This window comes from Paracoccus beibuensis (assembly GCF_026162625.1).
Taxonomy (GTDB): Bacteria; Pseudomonadota; Alphaproteobacteria; order Rhodobacterales; family Rhodobacteraceae; genus Paracoccus; species Paracoccus beibuensis.
Genome location: NZ_JAOTBD010000047.1, coordinates 1 through 21716 on the forward strand (window position 1 = coordinate 1; position 21716 = coordinate 21716).

Below are 21716 nucleotides of genomic sequence, written 5' to 3' on the forward strand. Positions count from 1 at the left end.
GGGAAAACGCTTTCTCAGCCTCTCGAGCCGATGTCTCTTGACCCCGCGGCCTGACTGGAGCCAACCTCACATGCCCGGAGCCCGCTGCTCAACAATTTCCACCACATTCGCGACACGACCCATTCGTCCGGGGGTGCTTCACTTTAAGGACCGGTCGGATGTTCATGGAATCCATGGTCGGATCACCGGGGTGTGCGCACTACGACTTCCCCGCCGAGCACTGGAAGCATATCCGCACCTCGAACCCGATCGAGAGCACCTTCGCCACCGTACGCCATCGCACTGGCAGGACAAAGGGCTGCCTGAGCCGCAAGTCCGGTCTCGCCATGGCCTTCAAGCTGATGATGTCTGCGCAGGCAAAATGGCGAAAGCTGGACGGGGCGAACCGTTTGCCGGAAATCGTCCAAGGGATTGCCTTCAAGGACGGCATCAAGCAACTTCAAGCCGCCGCCTGATCAAGCCGTCACCAAGTTTTGGGCATAGCTCCATTTCCACCACGCCACCCTGAACGCAAACATGCGGCGCTCACGCGGCAACTGCGGAGATAACCTCCGAGCCTAGCCCTATCCATCGAACGCAGAAAGACTTAGTTCTTAGCCCACGCGATCAGAAAAGCGCCCGGGACATCATCCTTAAATTACCATCAAGATTATTGACACCGATTGAGCTGCGGCCGGTAGTAGTGGATGCTGTCATTCAGGTGTCAGGCTGGCAGATAACCATTAAGGCCTTTGACCAAGTATACGCACCCAACGGCCATCACGATCCGCCAGGTGTACTTGCGGAAGTTCTGGTCAGTCATTCTCTCCAGAAACATCCGGCTCATCGAAGTACCTAGTACTGCCATTGCCACCGCGAACGTAAGTACAAGCGGATCGACGGTCGAGGCTGTCCCGCCACCGAGCAGCAGGCCGAAGTAAAGCAACTTCGATAGATGTGTCACCACCTGACAAGCAGCCTTCGTTGCCACCACGACACGGCGGTCTAGTACGGAGCGGACGAAGAACATATCGAGAAGAGGCCCGGATACTCCGGACAAAAGCTGCAGGCTGGTAGAGATAAACCCGCACCATTCTGCGCCGCCGGGCTGAGTCGCCTGAGGCATGATCTTGTCTGGCAACATCCGCCCTACAAACGGAACAACACCCAAAAGAAGCAGAACGACTCGTTCGTCGGGAACGATGACCAGCGACACGAACAGCATACCTGCCGCAATAAGTCCGATGATATACCGTGCGACGACGCGCCAGAGTATGTACTTGCGCCAGAGCAGTGCACGCCAGCCGTTTGAGGCCATTTGCGCCACGCCATGGAGCACCATCGCATCAGGAACCGACACCAGAAACAGAAGGACGCCCATCAGCAGCATGCCTCCCGCCATTCCGAACAAGCCCGAGACGAATGACGTTGTCAGGACCGTTGCGGCGAAAGCGAGCATCAGAAGCGGCGTCATGAAGCCTCAGAAATAGGCCGGATGTCGAGCCGGGGCAGAGGCGTGTACAGACCTGGCGCAATTTTTACCTCAGGCCAAACAATCATAGCCGACCTGCTTTCTGACTGGGGGGCGCTCACTTTCTCGCCCGGCGGATGTCTCTCGGAAGATATGTTGCCAATTCGCAGCTTTTACTGGCGTCTTACCGTGCCAAAGATTGCTGCCCCCCATCATTTCAAGCTGACACGGCTTGAATGGTGATCATGGCAGGAAAGCACCGCCGCTCACGTGCAAGGTCTGGCCCGTAACGTAGCGGGCGGTAGGGCCGCTGAGGTAGGCCACTGCATCGGCGACATCATCAGGAAGGCCGCGCCAACCGAGGAGGTTTCGCCGGGACGTATGATGCGCCGGCGACGCGCCGACGCGCTTGGTCTCGATCAGCCCGGGTGAAACACAATTGACGCAGATCCCATGACCCGCGAGTTCATGGGCCAAGGCCTTCGTTAGTCCCACCAGCCCCGCCTTGGCCGTGATGATATGGGCCCGTCCTTCAGCGCCTGTATGTGCGGTCAGCCCCCCGATGTTGACAATGCGTCCACAAGGGCTTCGCGACAGGTAAGGCAGAACTGCCTGACACAGTAGAAAGGGAGCCTCGAGGCAGACCGACATCACATCGCGCCATGCCTCCAGCGTCAGATCGGCAAATGGTGTCTCGGGTCGTATGGCAGCATTGTTGACGATGATGTCAAGACGACCGAACGCCTCTCCGGCGGCCTGGGCCAACCCGGTGATGGCTTCCTTTTGGCGCAGGTCTGCAGCCATCACCTCGGCACGCGCGCCTGCCGCACGAACGGCATTGGCGCTTTCCTCACCGGCAGACAGATCCTGACCGACGTGGACAACCACGTCGCATCCATCCTGGGCCAGCCGGACGGCAATGGCACGTCCGATGTTGCGCGATGCTCCGGTGACCAGCGCGACCTTGCGCTTTTCCGTGTTCATGACGGTTCCTCCAGTTGCCCGATAAGCGTATGGTCGCCCTCCATGGCGGCAATATGGTTGCAGATGCTAAGAAGACGATCCCCGTCCAAGGCACCGCCGAAGGCGACGTTGGCGGCAAATTTGGCATCAATCTCGGCTCGGCTGAGGGGTTCTGCCGCGCCGCCGCGCATGTGCCTCTGATCGATCTCTCGAACTTCGCCATCGACATAAGTCAGCCGCACGTGACCGGTGAATGCATTGGGATAAGGGTTGTCTGGATCGACTTCGAACCCCACCTTGCCGGCCAGTTCGAGCAGCTGCCGGTCCGCGATCGCGGCCTCCGTAAAATCGTCAAGGCTTGCGCGGCCACGGACAAGGCCGAGCGCCACTCCGAAGGGAACAGAAAATTTCGCAGCGTAGGGCGTAGGTGGCTGCTGCTTCAGCTCCAAGGGCTCCCAGAGGCGGTGGACGATGCCTTCTGCCGTCTTGCAGGTGATGGACCTGATGCCCTGCAGCGGGACGCCTTGGTTCTTCAGCTTGACGGCGCAGTCGATGTAGGGCTGTACCATCGTGCCGCAGGGATAGGGTTTGAAGGTGATTTTGTCACTGACATAGATGTCGCCAAGGTCGTCGAACAGTTGGTCCAGCCGGGGCGTGATCGACGGCGCGAAGGTGCTGAAGGCCCCGTGCGCTCCCTCAAAAACCATCCGCGGCCCGATGAAACCTGCCTTGGCCATTGCGTAGGCGCGTAGCGCAGACTGGGCCGACCAGCCCGGATGCATGCGCTTGGTCCAGCTTCCGTCGCCCAGATACTCGATGATTCCCGAGGCCATGCTACCGGCCACACCCAAGGCATTGGCGGTTACCTTCTCGTCGGCGCGGCAGGCAACGCAGATCCCGAAGGTCGCGGCAAACGTTCCCAGAACGGCGGTCGGGTGGAAGCCCGCCTTGTGGACCGCCTTGGGCAGCGTCAGCGCAAGCCTGCAGAGAAGCTCGATTCCTGCAGAGATGCCGAGCATCATCCGGTCGTTCGACAGCTGGTAGGTCTCCGCCGCGGCCAGAAGCGCTGGGACGATCACGACTCCCGAGTGCACCGGCCCGCCCTCAAAGGTATCGTCGAAATCCTCTCCATGTGCGGCCGTGCCGTTGATCAGCGCGGCGCCCGTAGCCGTCGCGCCACGAGACTGCCCGATGACAGTGCAGTTTCCAGGTTCGACGGCTTGGCGTATTGCAGCAACATAGTCCGTCTGCCGGGCCGCCACGCAGAGACCTACGATGTCGACGAGGATGTCGCGGCTCTTGGTCCTCATGCTCCCTGGCAACTCCTCGGGACGAAGAGTGGCACCCCATTGGGCGAGGCGCTCTGACACGCTAGGTCCATTGTTGTGATCAAGCATATATTAGCCCTCCGAGCCTTCTGAAAAAGCAGCACGCTCGTCTCTGCGCCATGCGGCGGCGGCGCGCTTGATGATGGATCCGGCGATGAACAGCGCTGCCACCGTCAGGAGGCCCAAAGAGATCCAGTCGTTCGTGAAGACGGTGTAGTCGTCCCCCGACAGGACCAGCGATCGGCGGAAGTTGCTTTCAACAAGATATCCCAGAACCAGCCCTAAAACTGTCGGAAGAAAAGGAAAGCGCAGAATCCGCATGAAGAAGCCGACGAGCCCCGCCGTCAGCATGATGCCTACGTCAAAGAGACTGCCGTGGATCGAATAAATTCCCGATAGGATCAGGGCGAGGATGAAGGCGTTGAGATAGGGTCGCGGGCGGTTGACCATCCAGATGCAGATCGGCAGCATCGCCAATCCCATCACGACCATTCCGACGATCGCCACGAACAGTCCGGCGTAGAGACCGCTGATGACGTCGGCCGAGCGCTGGAAGAGCATCGGGCCCGGCTGCAGCCCGTGGATCAGGAACCCGCCGAGCAGGATTGCGGTGGAATTGGAACCGGGAATGCCGAAGGAAAGCAGCGGGACCAAGGCCGTTTCGGCCACTGCGTTATTGGCTGTTTCGGGTGCGGCGATGCCTTCCGGCGATCCTTTGCCGAACTCGTCGGGTTTCGAGGACCAACGGCGCGCTTCGTTATAGGACATGAACGATGCAATGGTGCCGCCAGCTCCGGGCATCACGCCCTCGAAGGATCCGATGCCGGCTCCAAGTAGCTGCGGCCGGATCAGCCGCTTCGCCAAATGGCGGCCTGGAAACTCGATCTTCGGGCGTGATCTGATCTTGTTGATGTCATCCCGTTTGGAGGCTTGTGCCAGAAGCTCACTCATCGCGAAAAGGCCGACCATGATCATCACTGGCTCGATGCCGCCCAGCAGGTCCGAGCTTCCGAAGGTGAAGCGGTTCGATCCCGTAACGGGATCGGTTCCTACTGTCGCGACCATCAGACCCAGCAGGGCTGCGATGAGACCCTTCACGAGAGAGTCCCCTGACAGTGTGGCGATGACGCTCAGGCCGAGGATGCCGAGCGCAAAATAAGCAGGCGGTGTGAACGCCAGCGCAACGCCTGCGAGCGGCTTCGACAGCAGCATCAGCAATGCCAGGCCGATCATCGAGCCGATGAACCCCGAGTAAAGTGAGATCCCCAGGGCCAGCCCCGCCTTGCCCTGCTTGTTCATCTCGTAGCCGTCAAGGACGGTCGCGGCGGCGGCGTTGGTGCCGGGGGTCCGTATCAGGATAGCTGGGACCGATCCTCCATATTCTGCGCCGATATAGGTCGAGGCCAGAAGGACGATCGCCGCTGTCGGCTCCATCGTATAGGTGAAGGGCAGCAGCAGGGCCATCGTAATGGAAGGAGAGATGCCGGGCATCGCGCCACCCAGAATGCCCCAAGTCACGCCGATCATCGCCGCAATAAGGATTGAAGGTTCGAGCAGGTAGGGCAGGGAAGCGAGGATCGTGTCCATCAGGAGCTCCGTCAGGTTGGAGAAGTCGTTTCCTCAGAGGCCGAACGCAGACAGGATACCGCGCGGCATTGGCACGCCAAGCAGCTGCACGAAGATCAGCCAGAGCACGATCGCGCCGCCGATGCCGATGGCAACGGGCCGCCAGGTCAAAGGCGCGCCCAGATAAAGGGCAACGGCGAATGTCAGCAATGCCATCGACGGCAGGTATCCAAGTGTCTGGACGATCGGGAGATAGGCGGCAGCAAGCCCGAATAAGCCGCCCGCCCGGAGGATCTTGCGGCCTTGCCCCCGCCAAGCGTCGGCGTGCGCCGCTTGGCGGGTCTCGCTCGAACTGCGTGATGTCGCCACCAACCACTGTAGCACAAGGACGACGCCCAGGCCGAGCATCAGCCAGCCATAGACGAGCGGCATCCCCTGCGGCCCGAAGCTGTCCGCAAGAGAGCTTGCGCGCATCTGGCTGGCAAAATAAAGATAGCATGCGCCCAGACCGATGGCGGCCAAGCCGCCCACTGCGTCACGCGTGATCATGTCAGTCCTCCATCAGGGCGGGTTGCAGCATGCGGTTGCGGCAACTCAGGTCGCAATCGCGCTCTTCAGGCGTTCACTCAATCACGCCGGTGCTGCGCAGGAACTCTTCGGTTTCCGTGGCAAACTCCGTGATGAAGGCTTGATACTCCTCGTTCGGCATGAATTCGGCTCGCAGGCTGTTGGCCTCGTAGATCGCCTTGTATTCCTGCAGCGCCAGCACTTCCGGGACCGCCCGCTCCCAGGCTGCAATAACGTCATCGGGCAGGCCCTGAGGACCGGCCAAGCCGCGAAACTTTCGAACGAACACATCGTAGCCCGCTTCCTGCACCGTCGGAACGTCTGGGTAGGCCTCGATCCGATCGCTGGTCAGCGAGGCAAGCAGACGGATCTCGCCGGCTTCCAGTTGCCCTTTCAACTCCTGGATCTCACCGACGCCAATCTCGAGCGTGCCGTTCAGCACGTTGATCATCAGATCACCGCCGCCTTCATGGGTGACCACTGCCGCGTTCACGCCCGTCTCTGCTTTGAGCAGTTCCAGGGACTGGCGCTCCAGCGAGGCAGGGTTCGCGGCGCCCCAACGACCGCGGCCGTCTCGGGCGTGCTGGATGACATCTTCCAGCGTCTCGTAGGGGCTGCTGGCGGCCGTGAAGATGACCTCTGGATCGATAAAAAAATTCACCAATGGATCAAGATCGTCGAAGCTGTATTCGGGGTTCGACAGAAGCGAGGTATAGATGAACGTCGGCGTCGTGGCGTATAAGCGCGAACCGTCCGCAGGCGACTGCGCGAGATTGGCCATCGCGGTCGCGCCCGAGCCTCCAGTCACGTTTTCGACGACCACCGTGGCACCGAGGATCGGGCCGAGATAGCGCGAAAGCTCGCGAAGAAAAACGTCACTTCCTCCGCCGGGGCTAGAGTGCGTCACAAGGGTAACGGTGTCGACAGGATATTCCTGCGCTTGAAGCGGCGCCGCAGCGAACATCGCTACTGCGGAGCTGAATGCGAGCAGACAAGAGCGATACATGTACTTCCTCCCTCATGGTCGGTGCCGAGGCTAAAGACCCCGCCTAACCACTTCGACTGTAGTGGCGCGGACACAAAACTGTCAACAATCTTGGTTGAGATGCTCGTTCTGTCCCGCTTGCGGCAGACAGTAGCCGTCACATCCCTCGGGAGATAGGAATCTTCCAGCGCATAAAATATAAGGAGATTCGCCAATATTGGCGGCGTTGCGCAGTCTCGAGGCTACGGAGAATGTCAATCATCAGGATTGCGATTCGGCAAGATTGTAGACACCCTTGAGGATCAGGAGGTGCAATCGAAACTGTCGTACCAGCCAAGAACATCGGCCGGCGGAAGAGGACGCCCTTTGCGCTGCGCGTGTTTTCCACGCCACATCGACGAAATTCACCAGTGGCCGAGACAAGGCATCAACTTCGCAAGGTCAAGTCAGCACTCGCTGCGTCATGTCATCCGTCATTCCCGCTCGCTGGTGCAACTCGTCGGCAGGCCTGAGCGAATATTAGAGTCCGGCTGTCACAGAAGCCGCGCGAGGACGATCTTCATCGGGTCGGTTCCTGCCACAGAAGAAAGCCGCAGCCCGCGGCGGCGGGTGCGGCTCCAAAAGTCTTGATCAGCCCGAACAACACGGCCCGGCAGCTGCTGCAGAGCGTACGAGCCCTATTCAGTTCGAGTTGTCCTGATGCCCAAGGTCTCCAGGTCACGATCTGCAGGCGCCTCATCATTTTCCAATGCCCGCGCCACATGGAAGGCCGCGCTCAGGCGGTCCAGAAATCCTGCAATGGCAGATGCCGTTCTGTGAGGCATGCCTCTTCCATCAAGCGTTGGTGCAGAGGCAAAGGGTTGAGCGGTGGTCATTGTATCGTCCTGTCCAGATGGAAGGACGAATAAGAGTTATCATCGGCTGCTGCAATGCAGCGACGTGAAGCCCTGCATTGCACAGGCTGCATAGCTGGGTCTAATAAATTCCTTCGGTCTTGTCGCTCAGTGTCGAAATGAAGCGGATCTTCGCACGCTCGACGTGGCGAAAGAACGCCTCCTGCGCTCGGATCTTATCGCCAGAGGCTACGGCATCGACCATCTCGGCATGCTCGCGGTTAGAAACCGCAAGGCCCCCCGCCTGCACCAGAGTCTTGGCGCGGCAGAGATGCAGCTTGTTTACGAAGCTGCGGTATTCGGCGGCAAGGATCTGGTTGCCTGTCGAGGTGATGAGGTAGTCGTGGAAGGCAAGATTCTTGCGATAATAGTCGTCAAAGGAGCGGGCCTTTGCAAGCGCTTCCATATCATGGACGAAGCCATACATCGTCTCCAGCATGATGTCATTCAACCGGTCGGTCAGCAGCCGCCCGGCAAGGCCGAACACGGCGGCGCGAACGTCGTAAAGCTCCATGGCCTCACGGGCTGAGACCGACCGCACGATGACGCCGCGGTTACGCACCGTCTCGACCAACCCCTTCGCCGCCAGCGTCTGCATCGCTTCCCGCAGCGGCCCGCGGCTGGTACCAAACCGGCGCGAGAGATCGGTTTCGATCAGTCGTTCACCCGGCGCCAATTCACCCGCGAGGATCAGGTGCTCCAGCGCCTGTTCGATCTTGGCGGTCCGCGATACGGACCGGTCTTCGATTTCATCTGCGCTTGTGGCGTTATCGGCTGAAAAACTCATATGGCGTCCAAGGTCCCGTGTCTGAACTTCCTTACACTCATAGCAGAACGCCAGAGTTGCCATACGATTTTTCGTCACAGGCTGCGGTTGATGTGCTCGACGATGGCGGCCTCCATCGCATCGGGGGTACCCGTCCCGCGGATGTCCGGCGTCCGAGTCTCAGCCGAGGAGAGAGCGGATTCGAGCGCCGCCTTGATCATCTCGGCCATGCGCACCGCCGTATCCAGCCGGTGGGCGTGACCCAGCCAGTCGAAAAGCATCCGCGTCGATTCCATCATCGCATAAGGATTTGCGATGCCTTGGCCAGCAATGTCGGGGGCGGAGCCATGAGTCGCCTGTGCCATCGCGATCGCGCCTCGCCCGATGCAGAGGCCGGGTGCCATGCCCAAACCTCCTACCAGGCCTGCGGCTACATCCGTCAGGATGTCGCCGAACATGTTGGTTGTCACCACCACGTCGAAGCTTTGCGGATCCCGAACCAGACGCATCCCCATTGTATCCACGATGACCTCATCGACTTCGACATCTGGGAACTCGGCCGCGACCTCCTTGCAGGCGTCAACGAACATGCCGCAGCCCAGCTTAAAAACCGTGTTCTTGTGCACCAGCGTCAAGCGCTTGCGCCTTGTCTGAGCGATCTGGAGCGCAGCCCGGGCAACCTTGCGCGAGCCCTCCCGCGAGATGACCCGTACCGAGATGGACATGTCGTGGCTCGGGCGAAACTCGCCCGAGCCAGCGACGACGTTGCGGTCCGGCTGGAAGCCCTCGTTGTTCTCGCGCACGATGACCAGGTCGACATTGTCGTGCAGACAGCCGATGTCAGAGAAGGAGCGCGTCGGCCGCACGTTGGCGAACAGGTCGAAATGCTTTCGCAGGATCGGATGCGGATTGATCGCTTCAGGCACGTCCGGATAGGCGCGATGTCCGATCGGCCCCAGAATCCATCCGTCCAGCGCGGACAAGGCTTCCAGCGTGCCCGGCGGCATGGTGTGGCCATGGCTTTCCAGTGCGCTTCGGCCGATGGGCAGGTTGGTCCATTCAACGGGCTGGCCCGCACGATCCGCGGCGGCGCTGGCGACTCGAACCGAGGCAGGGACGATTTCATGACCTATATCGTCCCCCTCCAGCACGCCGATCCGCAAGGGACGGATGCTGCTCATGCCGACACCGCGTTCTGGCTGGAGCAGCGCGCAATCTCCGAGATGTCGGCCGACCGGGGAGTTTCCCAAGCCATGCGCAACAACTGTTCAGTGGCTGCTTCGCCGATCACGAGCGCCGACTGGACGGTGAACTTGTCGTCGATCTGCTCGTCGGTCAGGGGGACTTCGCTGCTGCCGATGGCGCGTTCAATGTGCTTGTCCAGCGTGCTGCCGTCCTTGAAGGTCACGCGGATTGTCACCGATGCCTCGTGACAGGCGGGGTCAGCGGTTGCATTGATCCGGTCGCGCAGGTCGATGACCTGTGGGTTGGTGACCACCTCGTCGGTAAAGGCCGTCGGCGCTCCATCACCTTGGAGCAGCGCAACAGCTGCCGCGTGGAAAACGCTGAACTTGCCCTCGAGGCCGGTGCGCGGGGTGCGCTTGCCCGTGAGCTCAAGCACCAGCGGATGGGTGGTCAACTGGACCGAGGCAATCTCGGCCACGCGGTTGCCGATCTCGGTCCGGATCTGCTGGCACCCGTCGATGGCGGGGTGGATGACGATGCCGCAAGCGAAAGGCTTGTAGCTGTTCAACGCTGCTTCCCACCGAGTTCCCAGATCGTCCAGGATCTCGCTCCAATCCTGCTTGTCGGACATCACCGTGGCAAAGCCACGGGGCGCCTCCAGCGCGCGTTCGGAACTGTCGAATCCAGCTTCCGCCATAAGCGCCGACATCATGCCGTTTTGCGCCGCGCGGCCCGGATGGAAGCTTTTGGTCATGGTGCCGAACATCTCGCGCAGGCCCGAGGACTGGGTTGCGGCCAAACCAAGGGCCCATTGCATGCGCTGGCGGTCCAGTCCTATCGCCTTGCCCACAGCCGCGGCTGCGCCGAATACGCCCGAAGTGCCGGTGATGTGCCATCCACGATCATAATGGTGCGGGTAAACCGAGTTTCCGATGCGGCATTCGACCTCCACACCGATGATCAGCGCCGTCAGGAAGTCCTCGCCCGACATGGGACGAATTTCCGAAAGGGCCAGCAGAGCCGAGGCCACCGGCCCGGCGGGATGGATGATCGTCTTCAGATGCGTGTCGTCGTAATCCAGCACATGAGAGGTGATGCCGTTCAGAAGGGCCGCATGCAGGGGGTCAAGGCGTTCGGGGCGCCCGAGGACGGTCGCATTGCGTTCCCCGCTGAAGGGCATGACTGCGCGCAGGGCCGCGTCGACCGTTTCGTGCCGGGCGCCGCCGACGGCGCAGCCGACCCAGTTGACGAATGTCCGCAGGCCCTCTCTGCGAACCTCATCCGGGATGTCGCTGCCGTCCAGGCCGACGACCCATTCCGCCAGCATGCGCGTGACTTCGGGCGTGCCCGCGGGCGTTTCGTGGTGTCCGCTCATGTTCTTTTCTCCTTCAAAGCAAACCGCGGGCAATGCCGCCATCGACGTTCAGTGCCTGCCCGGTGACGTAGCTGGCGCAGGGGCTGGCGAACCACAGGACGTTGCGCGCGACCTCGTCTGCGGTGCCGAAGCGCCGCATCGGGATCTCGCGCGAAAATTCTTCAAGGACCTCTTCCCGCGTGCGGCCCTGCTCAGCGGCCATCTTGTCGGCGCGCCCGGTCCAGAGCGGCGTCAGCGTCCGCCCGGGTGCCACAAGGTTGACGCGGATGCCGTCACCGGCCAGCTCTGCCGCCAAGGTCTTGTTGAGGCCCAGCAGCCCGGCCTTGTGGACGTTGGACATGACCTGATGCGGATAGGGCATCTTCGACGCGGCCGCCCCCAGCATCACGATTGCGGGGCGGTCGCCCTTCCGCAGCAACGGCAGGAGAGCTCGGATGGTGCGGACTGTAGACAGCACATTGAAGCGGTAGTTGTGCAGCCAGTCGTCGTCGCCCAGATCCTCAAAGGCGGAGCGCACCGAGCCGCCGACGGCACAGACCAGTGCGTCCACGCCTGTCCAGTGCCGCGAGATCTGGTCGAGGATCGTCTCGCCCGCTCCCTCTTGGGTCACGTCGCAGACAACATTCAGGGGCAGGAAATCTGGAACGTCCGCAATCTGTAAGCTGGCAGAGGCCAAGTTCTCGCCGCTTCGCGAGGCGAGTGCGACATGCGCGCCCTCCAGCGCGGCCAGCTGTGCGGTGGCCAGCCCGATCCCATAGCTGCCCCCGACAATCAGGAACCGCCGCTTTTCGAGTTCAAGATCCATGGGTGCTCCCTCTCAGGGCGTTGTAAATGCGAAAGATCAGCAGGATCGAGGACGAGACGATCAGGATTCGCATCACGTGGAAGGCTGCCACCGTTTCGGCATCGAGGTGCATCACCTTGGCAACAAGCACCATTTCAGTGACGGCGGCCGGAGCCAGCGCCAGGAATGCGGTGACGAAGGGCAGCTGCGACAGGCCGGACATCACCAGCGCGCCCAGTAGCGCCGCCAGCACCAGAAGGCCTGCCACGGCAAAGGCAGCGGCAGTAACGCGGGGCAGGGCGGTCAGCAGGTTACGGCGAAACTGACAACCCAGCCAGACCCCCAGCAGCACCTGCGCAACCGTGATCAGCCCGCTGGGCACCGAAAAGGCGCCAAGACCTGTCACGCCCAAGGCCATGCCCGTCAGTATTGGCCCGACCAGCCAAGGATTTGGCAGGGGCGTCGTGCGCAGCAGCCAAGCCACCGTGGCCGCAAGCGCAAGTGCTCCGACAACCGGCAGAACAGGGCTGGCGCCTGTCACGGACTGGCCAGAGGCGAAGTGTCCCGTGGAAAGCAGTATGATTAAGGGCGTGATCGCTACTACAAGCGACACGCGCATCGCATGGACAACAGCCACTGACGACGGCACGCCGCCAAACTGTTCAGCAATGATCGCCATGTCGGCAACTCCACCTGCCGCGGTGGCAAAGAAGGCCGTGACCGGATCGACGCCCGCCAGTCGCCGGAAGACCCCCGCAATCAGCGTGGTGACGCAAATCAGATACAGTGTCGCCAGGATCATCTGCGGCAGAAGAAGGCTCAGCGACACGACGCTTGCCCAGGTAAAACGCAATCCTATGGCCAGCCCGACAGCGATCTGGGCCATTTCTCGCCCGCGCGGGATCACCGGAAAAGAAAAGCCGGAGGCGGAGAGGACGGCAAACACGAAGAATGGCCCCAGCATCCAAGGCAGCGGCATACCGATCCGTGCGGCAGCCGCCCCGGCAACGCCGCCCAAGGCATAGGCGGCAAGCCGCAGCGCTTGTGTTCGCAGCACTTGGCCCACCGCCATGTGCTCAGGACCGACGCAGCAGCGCCATCAGCCCATGGACGTCCGGCAGCGTCTCGAGCCGGGCGACCATGGCAACCACCTCGTCGGCCTTACCCATATCCCAGCTTGCGAACCGTGCGCACTCGCGGAATTTCTGCGCCACCTCCTCATAGGTCATCGGGTTGGCCGGGCTGCCCTTGCCGAAATCTGACATGCCGCTGATGGTGCGGCCATCCGCCAACTCGATATCGATATAGGTGGTCATCAGGTGATAGCCCGCCGCCTCCGCCCGCTCGTCCACAACGAAATCGACCTTGGCGATCATCTCCTTCACATCCGGGCGCAGCACAACCTCGTCGGTGAATTCGGCCAACCCCGCGCGCCCCTCGATCAGAAGGATTGCCATGCAGAATTCCATCGAGAACTTGGCCTGCAACTCGTTCTGCGGCTGGTGGTGGATCAGCGCGTTGGGCATGTTCGAGTTGGTGCCGACGCGCACGCGGCGAACGTCCTCGGCCCGGATGCCGTTTTCCTCGATCAACCGAAGCATCTCAGTCATGCCCGGATGGGTAAGCGAGCCCGACGGATGCGGCTTGATCGAGACCCCCGGCTGGTCAAACGTCCAGGGCTTGCCGAACTTGCCGGCGATGGCACCCGCATCATAGCCGCCGCCCGCCGCCTTGAAGAAGCCGCGCGGCGCCTCGAGGATGTTGCCTGCGGCGGACCAGCCATAGCTGGCGAACTGTGCTGCAACGACGCCGCTTTCTGACGACCGGCCGGCATGGAAGGGCTTGGTCATGGTCCCGAAGTTCTCGCGAAGCCCTGCTGACTGGCTGCCTGCGATCGACAGCGCGCGCTGCAACGTCGGCATGTCCAGCCCCATCAGTCGTCCTGCCGCAGAGGCGGCGGCGAAGGTGCCGCAGGTCGCCGTTGCATGAAAGCCTTCCTGGTAGTGGCGGGGGTTGATCGCCTCGGCGATCTTGCACTCGGCCTCGACGCCCAAGTGATAAGCCAGCATTACCTCCGCACCGGAGGCGTCCAGTGTTTCGCCCATCGCCAGTGCGGCCGGCAGTGCCGGCGCCGTCGGATGTGTCAGAAGGCCATAGACGCGATCCTTGGCGACAGCCAGTTGCGTATCATCGTAATCGTCAGCGTGGATGCCGACGCCATTGCAGAATGCGGCGAAGCGCGCCGGAACTCGCAGGTTTGAACCGATCACCGTCGCAGCACCCGTGGGGCTGGAGAGATCGGCGACATGCCGGAGAACAAGTTCGCCCGACTTCGCAACCGAACCAGACAGAGCAAGTCCCAAGCCGTCCAGGATCGACTTCTTGCCATTCTCGATCACTACTGTCGGAAGATCGCTGACTTGAGTGTCAAGGACAAAGCCTGCCAGCTCCTGAGTAAGACCTGCCGCCTCGCTCGCCCCTTCAGCACCCCTATTCTCATTAGCCATCATGTCTCTCCTGTTTCGTGCATACGATTCGTGCAGCGGGTAAAATGAAGTCTGGCGGGCTCTTTCGCCTTGAGATCATACAATACAGATTTAGATTGCCATGATTGTCAACATAGATGCGCGCTTGCGTCAAAATTCATCTGACTAGAAGAGCATTCTTATTTGCTTTGAATGAGGAGCTAAGCCAACTTAATATTCTGATATAATGAGAAAATCTAAGCGAAATGCATCTTTATTGACATCGCTAGGTGCTGTCGCACCATTTTTTGTGCCTCGGGGTCCTGAAGAACAATTGTTGACACTAGGCGGGCGTGTCGTAGGATTGAGCGTCGCCTGATCCATGAAGAACCTGCCACCCATGAAGTGCGCGGCATCCGCGACAGGCCAGTTTGAGGAGGAAACTGACATGACATCCAGATTATCCCGGCGCCACATGCTGCAGCTTGCATCCGCGGGGGTCGCCGCAGCAGCAATGACCACGCCCTCGCTCCTTCGGGCGCAGGACAGCTTTCCCAACCGCCCGATCAACGTGGTCGTGCCCTTCGACACTGGCGGCTACAATGACCGCTTGGCCCGCGCCTTCGCACCGTTTCTGCAAGAGGAACTAGGTCAGCCGTTGACCATCATCAACCGGGGCGGCGCAGGAGCGCTTCTTGGGCACATGTTCTTCATGCAGCAGCCCGCAGATGGTTACACCATCCTGTGCACCTCGGCCGCGCCTTACCTTCCGCTGAACATCCTCACCCAGGATGCGACCTTCAGCTATGACGACTTCTACATGGTCAACCTGCCCTCGCAGGACTACACGCTGCTCGCGACCAGCGCAGACTCCGATCTGCAAACAATCGACGATGTGATTGCGCGCCTGAAGGAGGACCCGGGCAGCCTGTCGATCGGGATACAGGCCGCCTCGGCCGATCTGGTCAACCTCAGCATCCTCGCTGACGCAAATGACATAGACTTCGATGCCCTCCGGATGGTGACGTACGACGGTGGCGGACCGGCCCGGAATGCCGTCGCGGGTGGCGTCGTCGATATCGGCCTGGTCGGTGGGGAGGGCTTCCTACCGCTGCGCGAGCAGATCCGCCCCCTGCTGACCTTCGATCGTCGTCAACGCGATGACTGGGAAGGAGCAATTGTCACCGACGTGATGGGGGAAGACGCACGCGTCGTTGTTGGTTCGCAGCGGGGCTGGGGCCTGCATGCTACGCTTCAGGAAAACAATCCCGAGGCATTCCGTATCCTCTCAGAAGCCATCGAGGCGGCATCGAAGAATCCCGAGGCGATTGCTGCACTGGAAGCCCAGCAGCTTGCGACCGAGTGGTACGGACCCGAAGAGTCCAACAAGATGCTGGCCGAGACGGCAGAGGTGATGGAGCAGTATCTTCACCTACTGCAGGGTCAATAGGATCATGTTCTCCATGCCCGCCCATCAGGGGCGGGCTGTTCCACATCAGGAGACCCTGCAATGAGCTCGAAGCCTCGCCGCAAGGTGGTCTGGGGCCACCTCGTTCTTCTTTCCGTCATCGTCGTGACCGTCATCGCCTATCTTCTGGATGCGCGGGGCGTCTCGACCCTGCCCACGAACCTTCTGCTGATCCAGCCGCTGTCGATTTTTGCACTGATCCTGGCGGCCTTCATCCTGCCGGGAGTCTTTCCGCGCAAGGATGCTGCCAAAGAGCCGGTCGCTGGCGAGACACGGCTTGAGTTGATGCGTTGCCTTGCGCTAATCGCAGCGCTTGGCCTTCTAGCGTTCACGCTGGAGCGTATCGGCTTCGACGTGGCCACCTTCCTGTTCATGGTTGCGACGATGGCCATCTGCGGCGAACGGCGATGGTGGGTAAACATTGGCTTCAGCGCCCTGTTCACGATCCTGCTCATCTATGGCTATGGCACGATCACGCCCTTCCCCTTCCCGCTGACCGTATTGTGAGAGTGCCAGATGATCGAGCTTGATGCTGTCTCTGCGGCCTTTGCCCTCCTGTCGTCGGATCTGAGCGCTTGGCTCTACCTTCTGCCAGGGCTGGTCATCGGCCTGGTCTTCGGCGCGATGCCGGGCATCTCCATCACCATGGCCATGGCCTTTGCCCTGCCGGCGACGCTCTACATGGACTTCCTGCCGGCCATCATCTTCCTGACGGCGATCTATACCGGCGCCGGCTTCGGCGGGTCGGTGCCGGCGGTGCTGATGAATATCCCCGGGACCTCGTCGGCGGTCGCGACGACCTTCGATGGATATCCAATGGCTCGCGCCGGACGCCACAACGAAGCCTTGGGCGTCGCGTTGGCGTCTTCGGTTCTTGGCTGCCTTGGCAGCTACCTAATGCTGTTCCTGCTGATCGGCCCGGTCTCCGGACTGGTGCTGAAGCTTGGCCCGCTCGAGATGTTTGCTGTTGCCATCTGGGGGATGCTGCTGCTGGGATCGCTGGCAGGCACTTATCTAGCGAGAGGTCTTCTGGCAGGTGCCTTTGGTGTCTTGCTTGGAACCGTCGGATTCAACTCGGCCGGGTTCATCCGCGGCACCATGGGCATTCCCTGGTTGCTGGACGGTGTCCCGCAGATTCCCGCGATGATGGGACTGCTGGCCGCCAGCCAGCTGATCGGGCTTGTCAATACGACCTATCTGATCACCGACGAAAGCGCCCGAAAGATCAGTTTCGGCAAGACTCTGTCCGGGATCAGGCTGACCTTTCGTTTCCCGTGGGTTATCATGCGGGGCTCTATCATCGGGGTTCTGATAGGAGCCATTCCTGGTGTTGGCTCATCCATCTCGAACTTGCTTTCTTATTCGGAAACACGGCGCAATTCGGATGACCCCGACTCGTTCGGGAAGGGTAACCCCGCCGGCGTCATCGCGGCAGAGGCGGCAAACTCGTCCTCCGAGGGCGGTGCGATGGGGACAATGCTGGCGCTTGGCATTCCGGGCGGCGGCGCCACGGCGATCCTGCTGGCTGCCTTCGCCATGCACAACATTGTCGGCGGCCCCAGTTTCATCGCCAACAACAAGGACATCGTCTATGCACTGATCTTCTCGAACTTTGCACAGGCGGTGCTGCTGCTCTTTGTCGGCCTCGGCTTTGTCTACGTGGCCAGCTACATCGTCCGTGTCCCGCTGCATTACCTGATCCCGAGCGTTCTTGTCGTGTCGAACTTCGGCGCGTACGCGATCGAGGGCAGCGCCGCAGGTCCCATCACGCTATGGGTCTTCGCCATCCTGGGCTGGGCCATGCTGCGCTATGGTTATCCCGTTGCGGCTGCGGTGGTGGGGTTGCTGCTGGGCGGGCTTCTGGAAAGCAACCTGTTGCGCACCTATCAGATCAGCGGCGGCGACTATGTTGACTATGCAGTACAGCGGCCCGGCGCCCTGATCATCTTTGCGCTGATGCTGGGGTCGATCGCCCTGCAGGCAGTGTCCAAGCGGCGCCGGGCGAGCAAGCTCTCCGCAGGAAAGCCAGAGTAGCAAGGAAAGCTGTGGCCGGCGATCGACCGCAGCTTTCAATTCCCCGGATAGATCAAGCGGAACTCGGCGCGCTCGGACGCGCTGAGCTGCGCCACCAGCCCTGTCTCCCACGCCAGATACTGCCGCGCGGCCGCTAGGTTGCCCTGATGACGATCGTGAACAAAGAACAAGTGGTCGATCCTAGCTGCGTCATCCGGCTGCCACGGCGTCGCCTCAATCGGAGCGCCGGCTTTTCGCATGGCGTCAACGCCCCCCTCGATTACGCGAATCGAATTGACGCCCGCTTCGGCCAGGTCGCGTGCCGCGAAAGCAGCATCGGAGACACAATCCGTCAGGATAAGAACGGGACGGTGGGGATTCTTCCTGACGAGCCCGGCTAGGCGCGGACGCATGCCCCAAGAGGCGCCTGCGACATGCCCCGCGCGGAAAGCCGCCGAACTGCGCAGGTCGATGACCTTCGCGCCTACTGCAATGGCGGCCATGGCAGAAGCAGTTCCGATGCAATCTAGGGCCGGTGCGGCGATACGTGTTGGCGCCGGCTGCCGGGCCAAAGCGCGTGCCTCGGCCAGGAACAGAATGAACGGCTCGTAGCCGAGTTGCCGCAACCAAAAAGCCGCCAAGGCCGACCGCAGTCCTGTGTCACAGCAGAGGAGGACGCGGGCATGACGCACGGCGACCCACTGGTCAGTGGCCTGCACCAGCTGCCCGCAAGGCGCTTGCAGCGCCCCCGGAAGCGGGTCCGCCTCTGCTTCGGTGTTGCTGCGCACGTCGATCAGATAGGTCGTGCGCGTGTCGTCGTACAACATGTCCTCCGCAGCCGCGGCGTCAATGGCTGGAATGTCAAAGCGGTGCATGATCCGCCGGCCCGCCGCGACTGAGGCCGCTTCCGCCTTCGGATCAAGGGTTGGCACCATGTCGGCCCTGTTGTCTTGCTCCAGCGCATATCCCGCCAAGGCCCACCCTTGAGTGCCGTTTTCCAGCGCATGGACCGGTCCGTCGCAACCTGCCAAGCGCAGGCCGATGGCGCCGACGATCCCGCGGGTGCGCCCCGCGCAGGTAATCACCACCGGCGTCTCCGGCCCCAGGCCAAGACGGGCGACGTGATGCGGGAGTTCCCCGTTGGGCAGGCAGACCGCACCCGGCACTCGCATCTTGCTGTATTCCTCGGCCGGGCGGGCGTCGAAGAGCTGATGTTGTCGACCCTCGGCCTGCCACCGTGCCAGCTCGTCGGCAGAGACGGTCTCCGGATGCCAGATGGCCTCAGCAAGTTCGCCCAGCAGCTTCGACGGTACATTGACGCCCTTGTATACACCGAACCCGGCAGCCTCCCAAGCACGCATTCCCCTGTCCAGCAGGTGCAGGTTCGTATAACCGGCCGCCGCCAGCCGCCGCGCGGCCTTCTCAGCGACCCCATCCCCCTGATCGATCAGCAGGACTCGTTCCGACAGGCGCGGCACCAGATCGACCACGCGCCGCTCCAGCTGCGAATAGGGCAGGGGAATGGCAAACAGGGCATGCCCCTCACCGAATTGGCCCGCCTCGCGTACATCCAGCGGCGCCAGCGGACGGCCGTCATGGAACATCCGTTGAGCCTCTGCTGCATCGACGCGTGTCATGCAAGATCCTCCAGTCGCGGCTCGTGCCCAGAAAAGAAGTCCCGAAAGATCGGGTAGACCAGGTCGGGCCGATGCTCGGCAGGATAATGGCCTGTGGGAATATCTGTCCCGCGCAGGTCATCCGACCACCCGCTCCATGCCTCGAGCGGCCGGAAATGGCGCCCGCAATGGCTGTTGCTACCCCACATGACCAGCACTGGGCAGGCGATCTTGCGCTTGCCGAAGTCCTCGGTATCCATCGCCAGGTCCAATGTCACCGTGGCGCGATAATCTTCGCAAACGGCGTGGATCTGTTCCGGCGTCGTGCAGCGAACATATTCGGCCATCGCCTCGGGCGAGAAGATCTCAAGCCCGACATTCTTCTTGTTCAGCTTGTAACGAATGTAATAGCCGAGATCGCGCGACAGCAGGTCCTCGGGGAAGGGCGCCTTCTGCGCCATGAAGAACCAGTGATAGGCCTCCATCCCCCAGCCTAAGGTGACGTTGGTGAGCACCGTGTGGGTAGGCACGATGTCCAGAGCGGCCAGTCGTTCCACTCGTTCGGGACGGTCCAGCGCCATGCGAAATGCGACTCTTGCACCTCGGTCGTGGCCGGCGACCTGGAATCGGTCGAAGCCCAGCTGATCCATCAGTTCGAAATTATCCTGTCCCATTGCGCGAAAGCTGTAAGCTGAATGGTCCGACCCTCCGTCAGGCTTGGAGCTGTCACCATAGCCGCGCAGGTCGGGGGCGATAACGGTGAACTCGCGCGCCAGGTCAGGGGCGATCTTGTGCCAGCTGACATGGGTCAGCGGGTTTCCATGCAGCAACAGCAAAGGCGGGCCTTCCCCCCCAATGGCAACATTTATCCGTGCGCCTGAGGTTTGAATCTGGTGGTGGGTGAAGCCGGGGAGCAGATTTCCGGCCAAGGATCGTGTGCTGGCGATTTCGACGTTCATGGGAAACCTCATCCGCTACCGACGAGCGGAATTGGAGGCTCGTCAAGGACAGTCTTGGCAATAACCTTCCACATTGTCCAACAATACTTGTATCTAAACCTGCATTTGTTGACTATAAATGGTGACGATACGGATACCTCAGGAGAAGCAGATGATGTCCAATGACCTTTACCAGCGCGACAATAGGCCGATCCTAGCGATGGTACCGGGCGATCCTACCGGCATCGGGCCTGAACAGACAGCACGTGTCCTGGCCAAGGCGCACACGCGGCAGGTAGCGGACATCCTGCTGATCGGCGACTTGCGAGTGATCCGGCAGGGGATGCGCCATGCGGGTGTCGAGGTGCCGATCTCCGTCATCGAGCATCCGGAGCAGGCTGTTTATCGTTCTGAGGCCGTGCCGATGATCGATCTTGGTAATCTCGACCCTGCTAATCTAGTAGTCGGCGCTCCCGATCCAGAGGTCGGTCGCTTGGTGGGCGAGACTTTAGCCGCCGCTGTCGACCTTGCAAAGCGCGGCCACGTTCAGGGGATCTGCTTTGCCCCCCTGCACAAGAAGGCGATGTTTGACGGCGGCTGGAGCTTTGCCGACGAGCACCAGCTGTTTGCCCACCTGCTAGATCATCAGGGGCTGTTCCGCGAGATGAACGTCCTCGACGGGCAATGGATGAGCCGTGTGACCTCGCATGTCTCTCTGCGCGAGGCGCTGGATGGAATCACCTATGACAACATCTGTGCATCGCTGCGCCTGACCGACCGGGTCCTGCGCGAGGCGGGTATCTCTGACCCGCGTATCGCCGTTGCCGCCCTGAACCCGCATGCAGGTGAAGGCGGGCTCTTCGGTCGTGAAGAGATTGACATCATCGCCCCTGCAGTCCGCGACATGGCGGCTGAAGGGATCCTGTGCAAAGGGCCCTTCCCTTCGGATACGGTCTATCTGAAAGCCTTCGCTGGCGAATATGACAGTGTCCTGGCGATGTATCACGATCAAGGTCAGATCGCGACCAAGCTGCGAGGCTTCAACAAGGGCGTCACCGTGACGACAGGCTTGGAGGTTGTCTTCGCGACGCCCGCGCACGGGACAGCCTATGATATCGTCGGGCAGGGCAAGGCCGATACCGGTGCACTTGAAGCTGCGCTGGCGCTTGCGGCGCGCCTGGCCATGTCCCGAGATGAGAAGCCAGCCGAGGGAAGTGCAGCATGAGCGTCAATCACGCAAGGATCGCCGTCATCCCGGGCGACGGGATCGGCAAGGAGGTCATGCCCGAGGGCATCCGCGTCCTCGAGGCCGCTGCCGGCCGCTATGGGCTGAACCTTCGCTTCGACGACTTCG

At 61.4% G+C, this 21716-nt stretch carries 18 protein-coding genes and 1 pseudogene; 5 read left to right on the top strand and 14 right to left on the bottom strand.

The window, feature by feature from the left end:
• Positions 1 to 194: 194 nt before the first annotated feature.
• Positions 195 to 455 (top strand): annotated as a pseudogene (locus OC159_RS18025) (IS256 family transposase); the annotation flags it as partial.
• A 248-nt stretch (positions 456 to 703) separates the two neighbouring features.
• On the opposite strand, the gene OC159_RS18030 reads toward OC159_RS18025, so the two are convergent.
• From OC159_RS18030 to OC159_RS18085, 12 genes are all read right to left on the bottom strand, one after another.
• Complete coding sequence (locus tag OC159_RS18030) at positions 704 to 1453, bottom strand: TSUP family transporter (RefSeq protein WP_265502585.1); 750 nt, start codon at positions 1451 to 1453, stop codon at positions 704 to 706.
• Between the two features lie 240 nt (positions 1454 to 1693).
• Entirely contained in the window at positions 1694 to 2434 is a 741-nt protein-coding gene (locus tag OC159_RS18035) for an SDR family NAD(P)-dependent oxidoreductase (protein WP_265502586.1), read from the bottom strand.
• Positions 2431 to 3810: an MmgE/PrpD family protein gene (locus OC159_RS18040; RefSeq protein ID WP_265502587.1), complete on the bottom strand. Its 1380-nt coding sequence runs from the start codon at positions 3808 to 3810 to the stop codon at positions 2431 to 2433. The genes OC159_RS18035 and OC159_RS18040 overlap by 4 nt, the downstream gene beginning before the upstream one ends.
• Before the next feature lie 3 nt (positions 3811 to 3813).
• On the bottom strand, positions 3814 to 5328 hold the full coding sequence (locus tag OC159_RS18045; protein ID WP_265502589.1) for a tripartite tricarboxylate transporter permease: 1515 nt from the start codon (positions 5326 to 5328) through the stop codon (positions 3814 to 3816).
• A gap of 33 nt (positions 5329 to 5361) precedes the next feature.
• Entirely contained in the window at positions 5362 to 5829 is a 468-nt protein-coding gene (locus OC159_RS18050) for a tripartite tricarboxylate transporter TctB family protein (RefSeq protein ID WP_265502590.1), read from the bottom strand.
• A gap of 100 nt (positions 5830 to 5929) precedes the next feature.
• Positions 5930 to 6880, bottom strand: a complete 951-nt coding sequence (locus tag OC159_RS18055; protein WP_265502592.1) for a Bug family tripartite tricarboxylate transporter substrate binding protein — start codon at positions 6878 to 6880, stop codon at positions 5930 to 5932.
• A gap of 954 nt (positions 6881 to 7834) precedes the next feature.
• A complete protein-coding gene (locus tag OC159_RS18060) occupies positions 7835 to 8539 on the bottom strand; it encodes an FCD domain-containing protein (RefSeq protein ID WP_265502593.1) in 705 nt (234 codons plus the stop codon).
• Between the two features lie 74 nt (positions 8540 to 8613).
• On the bottom strand, positions 8614 to 9768 hold the full coding sequence (locus OC159_RS18065; protein WP_265502594.1) for an isocitrate/isopropylmalate dehydrogenase family protein: 1155 nt from the start codon (positions 9766 to 9768) through the stop codon (positions 8614 to 8616).
• Positions 9696 to 11078 (bottom strand): MmgE/PrpD family protein, encoded by a 1383-nt coding sequence (locus OC159_RS18070; RefSeq protein WP_265502595.1) that lies wholly within the window; start codon positions 11076 to 11078, stop codon positions 9696 to 9698. The genes OC159_RS18065 and OC159_RS18070 overlap by 73 nt, the downstream gene beginning before the upstream one ends.
• A 13-nt stretch (positions 11079 to 11091) precedes the next feature.
• Positions 11092 to 11883 (bottom strand): SDR family NAD(P)-dependent oxidoreductase, encoded by a 792-nt coding sequence (locus OC159_RS18075; protein ID WP_265502596.1) that lies wholly within the window; start codon positions 11881 to 11883, stop codon positions 11092 to 11094.
• Complete coding sequence (locus OC159_RS18080; protein ID WP_265502597.1) at positions 11873 to 12919, bottom strand: AbrB family transcriptional regulator; 1047 nt, start codon at positions 12917 to 12919, stop codon at positions 11873 to 11875. The genes OC159_RS18075 and OC159_RS18080 overlap by 11 nt, the downstream gene beginning before the upstream one ends.
• A gap of 19 nt (positions 12920 to 12938) precedes the next feature.
• Positions 12939 to 14369 (bottom strand): MmgE/PrpD family protein, encoded by a 1431-nt coding sequence (locus OC159_RS18085; RefSeq protein ID WP_265502598.1) that lies wholly within the window; start codon positions 14367 to 14369, stop codon positions 12939 to 12941.
• Positions 14370 to 14709: 340 nt separating this feature from the next.
• Here OC159_RS18085 and OC159_RS18090 point away from each other — a divergent pair, with 340 nt between their 5' ends.
• The 3 genes from OC159_RS18090 to OC159_RS18100 are packed head-to-tail and all read left to right on the top strand — an operon-like array spanning position 14710 to position 17829.
• Positions 14710 to 15777, top strand: coding sequence for a tripartite tricarboxylate transporter substrate binding protein (locus OC159_RS18090; RefSeq protein ID WP_265502599.1), 1068 nt, complete (start codon positions 14710 to 14712; stop codon positions 15775 to 15777).
• A gap of 60 nt (positions 15778 to 15837) precedes the next feature.
• Positions 15838 to 16302 carry a tripartite tricarboxylate transporter TctB family protein gene (locus OC159_RS18095; protein WP_265502600.1) on the top strand — a complete coding sequence of 155 codons (465 nt, stop codon included), beginning with the start codon at positions 15838 to 15840 and terminating at the stop codon, positions 16300 to 16302.
• A gap of 9 nt (positions 16303 to 16311) precedes the next feature.
• Complete coding sequence (locus OC159_RS18100; protein WP_265502601.1) at positions 16312 to 17829, top strand: tripartite tricarboxylate transporter permease; 1518 nt, start codon at positions 16312 to 16314, stop codon at positions 17827 to 17829.
• Positions 17830 to 17864: 35 nt separating this feature from the next.
• On the opposite strand, the gene OC159_RS18105 is transcribed toward OC159_RS18100, so the two are convergent.
• Positions 17865 to 19445, bottom strand: coding sequence for a rhodanese-like domain-containing protein (locus OC159_RS18105; RefSeq protein WP_265502602.1), 1581 nt, complete (start codon positions 19443 to 19445; stop codon positions 17865 to 17867).
• Positions 19442 to 20260: an alpha/beta fold hydrolase gene (locus tag OC159_RS18110; protein ID WP_265502603.1), complete on the bottom strand. Its 819-nt coding sequence runs from the start codon at positions 20258 to 20260 to the stop codon at positions 19442 to 19444. The genes OC159_RS18105 and OC159_RS18110 overlap by 4 nt, the downstream gene beginning before the upstream one ends.
• Before the next feature lie 274 nt (positions 20261 to 20534).
• On the opposite strand from OC159_RS18110, the gene OC159_RS18115 reads away from it, so the two are divergent.
• The gene (locus OC159_RS18115) at positions 20535 to 21587 is read left to right on the top strand and encodes a PdxA family dehydrogenase (protein WP_265502604.1); all 1053 of its coding nucleotides are present in this window, start codon (positions 20535 to 20537) and stop codon (positions 21585 to 21587) included.
• Positions 21588 to 21716: the final 129 nt, after the last annotated feature.